The 10,824-nt window shown below is 74.4% G+C and carries 10 protein-coding genes and 1 pseudogene; 2 read left to right on the top strand and 9 right to left on the bottom strand.

Features of this window, described 5'->3' with window-relative positions:
* Positions 1-134 precede the first annotated feature (134 nt).
* The 5 genes and pseudogenes from QSK45_RS28120 to QSK45_RS28100 form a co-directional block, all read right to left on the bottom strand.
* On the bottom strand, positions 135-1,010 hold the full coding sequence (locus tag QSK45_RS28120; protein WP_285561693.1) for a hypothetical protein: 876 nt from the start codon (positions 1,008-1,010) through the stop codon (positions 135-137).
* Between the two features lie 345 nt (positions 1,011-1,355).
* Entirely contained in the window at positions 1,356-2,216 is an 861-nt protein-coding gene (gene sigJ / locus QSK45_RS28115; protein ID WP_285561692.1) for an RNA polymerase sigma factor SigJ, read from the bottom strand.
* Positions 2,213-2,788, bottom strand: a complete 576-nt coding sequence (locus QSK45_RS28110; protein ID WP_285561691.1) for a carboxymuconolactone decarboxylase family protein — start codon at positions 2,786-2,788, stop codon at positions 2,213-2,215. Before QSK45_RS28110 ends, sigJ begins: the two co-directional genes overlap by 4 nt.
* A gap of 91 nt (positions 2,789-2,879) precedes the next feature.
* A pseudogene (locus tag QSK45_RS28105) lies at positions 2,880-3,987 on the bottom strand (MFS transporter).
* 340 nt (positions 3,988-4,327) lie between these two features.
* Entirely contained in the window at positions 4,328-4,657 is a 330-nt protein-coding gene (locus QSK45_RS28100; RefSeq protein WP_285561690.1) for a DUF6343 family protein, read from the bottom strand.
* Positions 4,658-5,031: 374 nt separating this feature from the next.
* Here QSK45_RS28100 and QSK45_RS28095 point away from each other — a divergent pair, with 374 nt between their 5' ends.
* Positions 5,032-6,282: an MFS transporter gene (locus tag QSK45_RS28095; RefSeq protein ID WP_395484976.1), complete on the top strand. Its 1,251-nt coding sequence runs from the start codon at positions 5,032-5,034 to the stop codon at positions 6,280-6,282.
* An 8-nt stretch (positions 6,283-6,290) separates the two neighbouring features.
* Here QSK45_RS28095 and QSK45_RS28090 read toward each other — a convergent pair whose 3' ends face one another.
* Genes QSK45_RS28090 through QSK45_RS28080 form a run of 3 tightly spaced genes read right to left on the bottom strand, consistent with a single transcriptional unit; the run spans position 6,291 to position 7,944 of the window.
* Positions 6,291-7,022: a metallophosphoesterase family protein gene (locus QSK45_RS28090; protein ID WP_285561689.1), complete on the bottom strand. Its 732-nt coding sequence runs from the start codon at positions 7,020-7,022 to the stop codon at positions 6,291-6,293.
* Positions 7,019-7,288: a BON domain-containing protein gene (locus tag QSK45_RS28085; protein WP_285561688.1), complete on the bottom strand. Its 270-nt coding sequence runs from the start codon at positions 7,286-7,288 to the stop codon at positions 7,019-7,021. Before QSK45_RS28085 ends, QSK45_RS28090 begins: the two co-directional genes overlap by 4 nt.
* A complete protein-coding gene (locus tag QSK45_RS28080; RefSeq protein ID WP_285561687.1) occupies positions 7,285-7,944 on the bottom strand; it encodes a nucleotidyltransferase family protein in 660 nt (219 codons plus the stop codon). The genes QSK45_RS28085 and QSK45_RS28080 overlap by 4 nt, the downstream gene beginning before the upstream one ends.
* Positions 7,945-9,069: 1,125 nt before the next feature.
* Between QSK45_RS28080 and QSK45_RS28075 the strand changes: the two genes are divergently transcribed.
* Entirely contained in the window at positions 9,070-10,260 is a 1,191-nt protein-coding gene (locus QSK45_RS28075; protein WP_285561686.1) for a PP2C family protein-serine/threonine phosphatase, read from the top strand.
* A 43-nt stretch (positions 10,261-10,303) separates the two neighbouring features.
* Here the strand turns inward: QSK45_RS28075 and QSK45_RS28070 are convergent, their stop codons facing one another.
* Positions 10,304-10,789 carry a hypothetical protein gene (locus tag QSK45_RS28070; RefSeq protein ID WP_285561685.1) on the bottom strand — a complete coding sequence of 162 codons (486 nt, stop codon included), beginning with the start codon at positions 10,787-10,789 and terminating at the stop codon, positions 10,304-10,306.
* Between the last annotated feature and the right edge of the window lie 35 nt (positions 10,790-10,824).

Genomic DNA, 10,824 nt, shown 5'->3' with positions numbered 1-10,824 from the left:
CGTATGCGAAAACCATCACACCGCGGGTGTGGGCGGCGCCACAGGTGTGCCGGGCGGGTCGCGGCGCGTTTCCGGGTCCCGGTCGGAGCCGGGATCGGGCCGTGGCCCCGGCTCCGGCTCCGGCTCCGGCTCGGTCAGCGTTCGAGGGATGTCATCGCGGTCTTGCCGGTCCGGCCGCCGGCGGGGTGGGCGGGCGCGGGGACCGGGACCGGGGCCGAGGCGGGCTTCGGCAGGACCGGGGACGCCGTAGGGGCCGCAGGGGCCGGTCGGCCGGAGGGGGCGGGGAGCAGGGAGCGTCCGAGGGTCCGCAGCCGGTCCCGGCGGCCGCGCAGCAGGCCGAGGACGACGGCCGAGCCCACCGCGATCAGATGCTCGCGGCCGGCGAGGTTGGGGACGGCGACGGACTCCCACACCATCGAGCCACCGGTCAGCGTGAAGACCACGGGCGCGCGCCTGATGACCGACAGGTAGGTGAACAGGCCGACGACCGCCGCCGAGGGTCCGGTGTCCAGGACCTGCCCGCAGGCGGCCGGCAGACCGAGGCCCCCCCAGCCGGGCCCGACCGCGATCATCAGCCGGGCGACGAGGGTGCCGGCCAGCGTGGTGGCGTAGGCGACCACGAGGGTGCGGGAGCGGCCGAGGGCGAGTTCGGCGAGGGCGAAGGCCAGGAACAGCTGGGTGATGCCGGCCCAGACCGGGAGGTCGAGCGCCGGGACGTACAGCGACACCGGGGTGCGCAGCAGGGACAGCCACAGCGGCAGGTCGGCCTTGACGCCACCGAGCCGGGTGACCCAGACCGCGCCGGTGGGGTGCTGGGCGATGTCGTGGAAGAAGATGACACCGAGCGCCGCGACGAAGGCCAGCAGCAGCCCGGACAGCCCGCGCCGGGCGAGCTGACGTACCGGGTCGACGACGATCGCGTGCCACTCGCCGCGCAGCGTGCGCCCGGCGAACCGGGCGAGGCGGGCCGCCGACGGACGGAGCCGGTCGAGACGTCCTTCAGCGGTCATGAGACGGGACAGCCCGTCACCTTCGTCTTCGACGCACCTGTCATGCACATCGCCCCCTTCGCCCCGCTCGGTGATCGACCGTACGAGGCTTTTCCCGTTGCCCGCCCGTTTCAGGCATCACCAGGTGAATACCGGCGGAATTCCCCCGGGCCGTGTGGTCGCACGGCCCGGGGACAGTTCAGCGATCCGGACCACCGTCGTCAAGATCTTTAACGGGTGGGAAGCCCCACAGGCGGACGGAACGGAAAACAGGGACGCGAAGGCAACCTCTCCCCCGTCGGTCACGTCATCCGACTCGGATGCTGTCGGCACGGCGGCGGGGCGACCACCGATGCCGCGGCGGCTCTACCGCGCGAGGGCGACCGGCTCGTCGAGCCGGGTCAGCTTCCGCGGGTTCGCCGAGGCGTAGATGCGGGTGACCCGGCCGTCCGCCACCACCAGGCTCACCGTGGCCGGTCGGCCGTCGGTGTCGATCCTGGCCGCGGGCGCGCCGTTGAGCCATACGGCCGTCGTCCTGGACGCCGAGCGGTCCACGCGGGACAGGAGCGTCGCCACCAGCTCGGCCCCGCGCAGCGGAACCCGGGCCGCGGACGCCAGCCCGCCGCCGTCGGCGACCATCACCACGTCCGGGGCCATGACCGCCATCAGCTCCTGGATCTCCCCGGTGCGCAGCGCGGCCAGGAACCGTTCCAGCACGGCCTGCTGCTCCGAGCGGCTCACCCGGACCCGCGGCTGCCTGGCCGCCACGTGGTCACGGGCCCGGCGCGCGATCTGCCGGACCGCCGCCGCGGACTTCCCGACGGCCTCGGCGATCTCGGCGTACGGCACGTCGAAGACCTCGCGGAGCACGAACACCGCCCGTTCCACGGGCCCGAGCGTCTCCAGCACGGTGAGCATGGCGATGGAGACGCTCTCGGCGAGTTCGACGTCGTCGGCGACGTCCGGGCTGGTCAGCAGCGGCTCCGGCAGCCACTCGCCGACGTAGTCCTCGCGGCTGCGGGTGAGCGTCCGCAGGCGGTTGAGCGCCTGCCGGGTGACGGTCCGCACGAGGTAGGACCGCGGATCGCGCACCCCCGCCCGGTCGACGGCCGCCCAGCGCAGCCAGGACTCCTGGAGCACGTCCTCGGCGTCGGCGGCCGAGCCCAGCATCTCGTAGGCGACCGTGAACAGCAGGCTGCGGTGGGCGACGAAGGGGTCCTCGGTCATCGGGCGGCGGCCTCGGGCCGCTCCGGGCGCGCGGCCAGCGGGATCTCGCAGGCGGCGGAGAATCCCTGCGAGGTGACGCCGTTGGCCACGTTGGCCCGCGTCGCCAGGTTCACGAAGGCGATGTACGCGGTGAGTTCGACCATCGCCGGGGCGCCGAGCCGCTCCAGCAGGCTCGCGTACTGCGCGTCGGTGACGGTCGGCGGCGTGTTCGTCATGGCCTCGGCGTACTCCATCACGTCCCGCTCCAGAGGCGTGAACACGTCCGAGTCCCGCCAGACGGGGACCTGGCTCGCCTTGGCGAGGTCCAGGTCCTGGTTCCGCGCCTGGAAGTAGCCGACGTCGAGGCACCAGCTGCACCCGACCTGCGCGGCGACGGCCATGTGCGCGTACGACTTCAGGCCCGCGTCGGCGTCGCCCCACGCGCCCACCTTGCCGCCGAACTCGAGGTTGTCCCGGGCGACCTGGGGACTGTGCCAGGTCACCTCGACGTTCTCGGGCACGGCACCGAGCTGCTTGAGCATGTTCTCCTCGATCTCGGTGGGGAGTTCGGCCCTGGGGATGCGAAGCGCCATGGTTGCTCTCCTTGCATGTCGTATGTCGTACGCCGTATGCCGCACGTCCGCACGCGATGCCCGCGTGTACGACATGAAGACACCGGCCGGCCTACGGATGTGACAGCCGTCCGCCGAGCAGCACCGCGCAGGCCCCGGCGGTCAGCAGCCCGCCGGCGAGGAAGGCGGCGCGCACGTCCGCGAGCGGCAGGATCAGGCCGCCGAGGGCGGCGCCCGCGGCGATGCCGGCGTTGTAGGCACCGGAGTTGGCCGCGAGGGCGAGGTCCGTGCGGCCGGGCGCGCACGTCAGCATCTCGTTCTGGGTGGCCATGAACACCGGTCCGAGGGCGCCGCCCACCAGCGCGAGGAACACCACCGCCGCCACCGGATGCGCGCCGGCCCCGTACAGACCGAGCAGGCCGGCCGCCTGGGTGGCCGTGGCGGTGGTCAGCGCGGCCCGCGGGAAGCGGTCCAGCAGCGCCCCGGTGATGGCCACCCCGGCCAGGCACGCGGCGCCGAACACCACGAGCAGGACGTCGACGGCGCCCGGCGCGAACCCGCTCACGTCACCGAGGAACCGCACGATGTACGTGTATCCCGTGAACGCCCCGGTGGCGGACAGGGTCCCGGCCGCGAGTACGGTCCCGAACCGGCGGGGGTCCGGGGCGGTCCCGTAGGCGGCGGGCTCCGCTTCCGGGGGCGAGCCGGGCAGCAGTGCCGCGATCGTCGCCATCGAGACGAGTCCCGGCAGCGCGAGCGCGCCCATGGGCACCCGCCAGTCGCTGTGCCCGCCGAGCCAGGTGCCCGCGGGCACGCCGAGCACGAGGGCGAGCGAACCGGCGACGGACAGCGCCCCGACCACCCATCCCCCGCACCTCGGGCGGGAACAGGCCCACCGCGACCGGTCCCGTCACGGCCCAGAACAGCGCCTGGGCGAGCGCGGTGAGCAGCCGCGCGACGAGCAGTGGCCCGTAGGAGCGCGCCGACGCGGCGAGCAGGCTGGAGACGACGAGCGCGGCCAGCAGCCCGGTGAGCACATGGCGCCGGGGCACCGCCCGCGTGCCGTGGGCGAGCGGTACGGAGGCGACGGCGACCGTCACGCCGTAACCGGTGACGAGGAGGCCGACCGCGGACGGCGACACCGCGAGGCTCCGCGAGACCAGGTCGAGCAGGCCGACCGGCAGGTTCTCCGCCGTGTTGAAGGTGAAGGCGGCGAGCATGAGGGCGCCGAGCACCGCCGGGCCCCGCCAGGAGCCCGCTCGCCCGGTCCCGGCCCGTTCCGCCCGTCCGACGCCGCCCGCCGTGGTGTCCATGGCCCCAGCTCACCGGGGGCACCGGCCCGGTCGCAACACATTTGGTCCGCGGACGGACACCAGCCCCGCCGTGTGCGGGGAGGCTTCCGGACCTCGTGACACGGCGGGGCGGGCGGTACGTGTGCAGACTGCACCCGGAATCCCGCGTTCAGTAGCGTGCGGTTGGCATATTCACGCCCTGCGTCCGGCCAAAGCCGCGCAAAGCGCGCCGCTGCCGCGTTCGCCGCGCCGGTCCGGGCGCGTCGGACTAACCGAGGTCGCCGGTGGTGGCGCGCTCACGCCGTCTGCGGGACATCACCCGCACGAGGTCGAGGGCAGCGGTCAGCGCGAGGATCCCGCACACCACCGCGAGGGCGGTCAGCGGGCCGCCGCCGGGGCTGTCGCCGGGTTTCCGGTGCGCGGACCACAGGGCGAAGCCCACGGTGGCGGCGGTGAAGAGGGGGAGGAAGAGCGCGGACAGGGTCAGCCGCAGGCCGAGGGCGCTGCGGGCGGTGGCCGGCTCGGTGCCGCCGGCGGTGCGGGCGGGGCGCGCGCGGCGCGCCGGCGGGGATGTGCGTCCGTGCTGGTCTTCGGTCATGGCGGTCCTCCTCCATCGGTGACGGCCGCTTCCGGGGGCCACGGTCCGCGCAGCCCGGCTCGGGCGCCCGCGAACGGCGTCCGGCGGAGCCTGTGAGCAACCCCACGCGCGGGGTCAACTGCCACGCGCGTACAGCGTTTTGGGCGTCGCACGACCCCGTCGGAGCGGTCGCGGGACGACATCGGCACCCCGCCTTCTGCCACGATGGTCGGCGACCTGACCGGGTGGCCCGGCCGCGCAGCGCAGCCGGCTCGCGGACCACCGTCGGTCACTCTCCCCGACCCCTGGTTGTCGAGTACCCCCACGTGTCCTCTTCCTCTCACCTGGCCGCACCCGCCTCGCGTGCGCCGTGGCGGTCGCTGCGGCATCGCGGTATGCGCTGGTGGTCGGTCGCGAACCTCGTCTCCAACACCGGTACCTGGATGCAGCTCACGGTGCAGAACCTGCTGGTGCTGCACATCACGGGCTCGGCCGCGGCGACCGGTCTGTCGATGTCCGTACAGGCGGCGCCCGCGCTCTTCGTGAGCCTGCTGGGCGGCACGGCCGTGGACCGCTGGCCCCGGAAGCTGACGGTCGCGGTCAGCCAGGCGCTGCTGGGCGCGGTGGCGTTCACCATGGCGCTGCTCGTGGCCCTCGACCGGATCGACATGACGTCGCTGCTGGTGCTGGCCGCCGTGACCGGTGTGATCGCCACCGTGGACGGCCCGGCCTGTGCGCTGCTCGGCAACGATCTCGTGCCGGTGGAGGACGTGCCGTCCGCGATCGGGGTCGGCGCGCTGGTGCACAGCGCGGGGCGGCTCGCGGGCACCGCGCTGGCCGGTGTGACCGTCGCCTTCCTCGGCACCGGCGCCGCTTACGCGGCCAACGGCCTGTCCTTCCTGTTCGTGGCGTCGGTGGTGCCGTTCCTGCGACCCGTGCACGGGACCGCCGAGCGGGCGGTGCCGCAGGGGCGCCCCGTGCCCGAGCGCACGGAGATGAGTGCCCGGGAGGGACTCGCCTACTTCGTGCGGCGGCCCCGGCTGATGGCGCTGGCCGGGATCACCGCGGTCAGCTCCGTCTTCGGCCGGAACTACGGCCTCACGCTCGCCGTGCTGGTCACGGGACCGCTCGCCGGGGGCGCCGGGTCGTTCGGCACCGTCTCCACGGTGCTGGCCGTCGGCGGCATCCTCGGCGCGGTGCTCGGCGCCCGGCTGCGTCGTCCGTCGGTGCGCACGGTGGGACTGCTCGCGGCTGCGGGCGGGCTGCTCCAGGTGGTGGCCGGGATGTCGCCGTCGCTCGCGGTGCTGCTGGTGCTGGTGCTGCCGATGGCCGTGGTGGAGTCCGTCTCCGACACCGCGGGCACGGCCGTGCTCCAGACCGATCCGCCCGCGCACCTGCGGGGCCGGGTGCTCGGGGTGTGGAGCACCATCGGCACGGTGTGGGGCCTCGGTGGGCCCCCGCTGCTGGGCCTGCTCATGCAGACGGCCGGGGCGCGCGGCGCCCTGGTCACGGGCGGTCTGCTCATCGCCGCGTCGGTGGGCGCGGGCCTGCTGCTCCGGCGCGGTCGCGCACTGCTGCCGGTGGCGGCGGTGCCGGCGCCGGACGGGGACGTGCGGGAGCGGGCGGCACTGGGTACGGCGGCCTGACGCCCGCGTCACCGCGGGTGGCCGGGCAGGTGGTACACGTGGAAGGCCCGGCCGATCACCGGCTGGGCGACGTTGCGGACGCGGATGCCGCCGGTGGTCATGCCGTGTTCCGTGCCGGCGTGGGCGTGGCCGTGGACGGCGAGGTCGGCGCCCGCCGTGTCGATGGCCTCGGCGAGGAGGTAGCTGCCGAGGAAGGGGTAGATCTCGGGCGGCTCCCCGGCGAGGGTGTCGGGGACCGGCGAGAAGTGGGTGAGCGCGATCCGTACGTCGGGGCCCCGCTGCTCCAGGTCCTTCAGGGCGGCGTGGAGCGCGTCGGCGCAGCGGCGGGTGTAGCGGACGAACTCCTTCATCAGCGGCTCGCCGAACTCCCCGGCGCAGCGTCCCACGAAGCCGCCGCCGAAGCCCTTGGTGCCGGCCACCCCGATGCGCGCGTCGCCGGCGGTGACGATGGTGGCCTGGCCCTCCAGGACGTGCGCGCCCGCGTCGCGCAGGATCGCGGTGACTTCTTCGGGGCGTTCGTCGTGGTGGTCGTGGTTGCCGAGGACGGCGACCACGGGAACCCCGAGGTCCTTGATCTCCCGGGCGACGACCGCGGCCTCCTCGGGGGTTCCGTGCCGGGTCAGGTCGCCGGCGAGCAGCAGCACGTCGGCGCACTCGGGCAGCGTCTCGAAGGAGGAGCGCAGCGTGCCCTGGCTGTCGGGGCCCATGTGGATGTCGCCGACGGCCGCGACGCGGATCATGTCAGGTCCTCTCCGTGGTCGGGCGAGGAGGTGCCGGCGACGAGGAGGTCGCTGTGCACCGGGTGGTGCGGCAGTTCCTCGCGGGCCGTGGCCAGGATCTCGTCCCGGCACGCGGCGGACGGCACGGTGCCGGTGAGCAGGACGGTGTCGCCGCGCAGTTCGAGGCGTACGCCGAGTTCGCCGAGCCTCCCCGCGGCCAGGCGTTCGGCGAGGTGGGCGACGCGGTAGTCGAGCTGGGTGTCCGGCGGTGGTGGGGCGTCGGTCATGGCCGGTCCTTACGGGGTTCGATCACGTTCAGGCGTTCGAGGAGGAAGAGGAAGGCCGCGGGCATGGGCTCGTCGCCGCAGGTGTCGCGGACGACGTCCCAGTCGACCTTCTCCCGCACGGCGCGGGCCACCGGCAGCACGGCCCCGAAGTCGCAGTAGTGCTCGGAGAAGGCACTGATCAGGCTGTGGATGAGGTCGGTCGGGCAGAGCACCGGCATGAGCACCGAGTCGACGGGCAGGACGTGCGCCCGGTCGAGCATGTCCCTGGTGACGGGCTCGTGGGCCAGCGCGAAGATGATGTCGACGTTCTGCCCCTGGCAGGTCGTCTTCACCAGCCAGTCCTCCGGCGGGGTCCGCACGGCGAGCCCGGCCTCGCGCAGGGTGGCCGCCACGGCGTCCGCGTCGTCGGGGAGCACACAGAAATCGGCGTCGTGCTGGAGGTAGCGGCTGCCCCCGTGCGCGTAGACCGCGACACTGCCGGCCAGCGCGAAGGGGTGACCCGCGCGCTTGAGGAGCGCACCGATCTGCTTGGCGGCCTCCAGGATGGCCTGACTGCGGTCGTGCGGCAGACCCGCGGCGTCGGCTCCCGTCGGGCCGCCGGGGGTGTCGTGCGCGGTCGTGGGCCGCGTCACGTCCCGCGTGGCGGGCTCCGTCACGTCCCGCGTGGCGGGCTGCGGCCGCGGCTGTCCTGACGGTGCCTCCGGGCCGGTGAGACCGTCCGGGACCTCCCGCCGCGCCCGGTGTCCCGCCGAGGTGGGGTGTCCTGCCGAGGCGGGCGGCCTCGTTCCCGGGTCGTCCGTCACCTCTTGCCGCGTGTCCTGTCCCGAGGAGGCCGGCGGCTGCGTGCCCGGCCCACCAGGGGCCGGCCCCCGCGTCCCCTGTTCCGACGGAACCTGCGGGCACGCCCCCGAGCCACCCGGGGCCTCCATCGGAAGCCCCTGATCGGGCGGAACCTGTGCGCGCGCCCCCGAGCCGGCCGGGGTCCGCGGTTGCGTCCCGTGTCCTGGCGGGGCCTGCGCCCGTGCTCCCGGGCCGCTCGGTGCGCACGGCTGTGTCCCGTCCGCCGCGAGATGCGGTTCGGTGATCTCCGGGACGTCCTGCCGCCGCGCCGACGCGGTCTCCTCCCCGTTGTGCCTCATGGCCCTCCCTTCGCGCCACGCTGCCCCGACGGTCTGGGCAGACGCCGGGGTCCGTACGGGTACCCGGCGCGACCGGGGCGACACGGCGGTGCGGTGGGCGCGCGACGGCCCCTTGGACACCGCGCCGCCACAAGGGACGGGCACCTCCGAGCCGGAAGACCCACCACGCTCGGGGCGCGGGCTCGGAGGGCGCCCCGGAGTGCTCGGACCGCGGTCTCCCAAGAGTGCCGGACGGCTCACCTCCCAAGCCCCGTGCACTCCCGAGGAACCCGATGCGCCCGGGGAGTCGGACGCCCCACGAGCCGGAACACGTTGCCCCGAGCCCCGGAGGCTCTCCTGAGGGCTTGGCGAAAGGTCCCAGGCGACCGGCACCCCACCAGGCCCGAGCGCATCCACCGAAGGCCCCGGAGACCACGCCTCCCCGGACTCGAACGACCCACCACAGACCCCGGACACCACGCCTCCCCCGGACTCGAACGACCCACCCCAAACCCCGGACACCACGCCTCCCCCGGACTCGGACGACCCACCCCAGACCCCGGACACCACTCCCTCAGCGCTCGGACACGCCGCCCTCCACCCCGGCCGACGCGCCGCAGGCGTAAGTGGCCGGTCGACCCCGCCGGGAGCACGCTGGTAGGCATGAGATTGCGGCTCGGGACGGCGGGGCGCCGGCGGTTCTGGCAGTCGTCGAACGCGTTGCTGCTGCTGCCGATCGTCCTCATCGTGGTGATCACGGCGGTGGACATGAAGGCACCGACCAGCATCCACCTCGGTCCGGCCCTGGTGATCGCGCCCGCGCTGACCCCGTCCTTCGCCGGTCCCCGGACCACGGCCGCCGTCGGCGCGCTGGCCACGCTCGCGCAGATCATCATCGCCGTCACCCATGGCGGGATCGGCACCTCGAACCACATCGTGCAGATCATCACCCTCGCGGTGCTCTCGGTCCTGGTGGTGCTCTACAGCGCCCTGCGCGAGCGGCGGCAGGCCCAGCTGGCCCAGGTACGCACGGTCGCGGAGGCCGCGCAGCACGTGTTGATGTGGCCGCTGCCCGAGCAGATCGGCCCGCTGCGGATCGCCTCGCTGTACCTGGCCGCCGAGGACGAGGCGCAGATCGGCGGCGACCTGTACGCGGCGACCCGCTGCGACGACGCTGTACGGGTGCTGATCGGGGACGTCCGCGGCAAGGGGCTGCCCGCCATCGGCGAGGCCGCGCTGCTGCTCGGCGCGTTCCGGGAGGGCTCCCACCGGCACCACGGGCTGGACGACCTGGTCACCACGCTGGAGCAGAGCGTCGCCCGGTACACGGCCGACATGGAGCCGGAGGAGGAGGCGGGTGAGCGGTTCGCCACCGCGCTGCTGGTGGAGATCCCCGACCGGGACCAGACCACCCGGATGACCAGTTGCGGGCATCCGCCGCCGCTGCTGCTGAGCCCGGGGCACGTGGTGACGATGCCGAGCCTGCACCCCTCGCCGCCGCTCGGCGTGCCCGTCGTCCCGGCGAACGTGGAGCACACGCTGGACGTCTTCTCCTTCGAGCCGGGCGACACGCTCCTGCTCTACACCGACGGGGTGGTGGAGGCGCGGGACACGCGGGGCCGGTTCTATCCGCTGGCGGAGCGGGTGGCGCGGTGGACCGACGACAGTCCCGAGGCGCTGATGCACCATCTGCGGCGCGATCTGCTCGCCCATGCGGGGGGCCGCCTCGGCGACGACGCCGCGCTGATCGCGCTGCACCGCGCGCCGGTCGACCGGCACCGTCTCCACGGCCGCGGCCACGGTCATGGGCGGGCGGCCGTGCGCCAGGACGTGGCGGGCGCCGAGGGGCCGTAGCCCGCTCCGGGTGGAGCGGGGCCGTACGGCGGTGCCGGTCCGGTCAGTCGGCCGGCTTGAGGTCGGTGATCTTCAGGGTCCGCAGGTCGGACTGGACGTCGATCCGGGTGACCTCGGCGTGCGGGCCGTCGCTCCAGGTCAGCGTCACCCGGCTGGTGGCGTGGCCGGCGCCCGAACCGGCGTAGGCCACGTGCCACCGCACCGGCACGTTCTGGGCGAAGAGGATGCCGTCGGCGTGTTCCTCGGCCTCGTAGGCGGCGACCTTCTTCTGGGCGGCCGGGCTCAGGTAGAAGGCACGCAGGGCCTTGGCCTCGGCGCCCGCGGCCTTGTCGTCGACGGCCCAGGCGGCGTCGATGTAGGCGCCGTAGAAGTCGGCGACGTGCTGGGTGACGTCGCGCGCGTCGCCCCGGGAGACGACGGCGGCGTGACCGGTGGCGGGTCGGGCGAGGGCGGGCGTGACCGCGGCCAGGCTGAGGCCGGCGGCGAGGGCGACGGCGGTGAACAGGGTCGTGCGGTTGCGGACGGACATGTGTCTCGTTCCCCCGGTTTCCTGACGGACGGGCC

Source organism: Streptomyces hygroscopicus subsp. hygroscopicus (genome assembly GCF_030269125.1).
GTDB lineage: Bacteria > Actinomycetota > Actinomycetes > Streptomycetales > Streptomycetaceae > Streptomyces > Streptomyces hygroscopicus_C.
The sequence above is the reverse complement of the archived record's forward strand: the minus strand, read 5'-3'. Positions and strand labels throughout refer to the sequence as shown.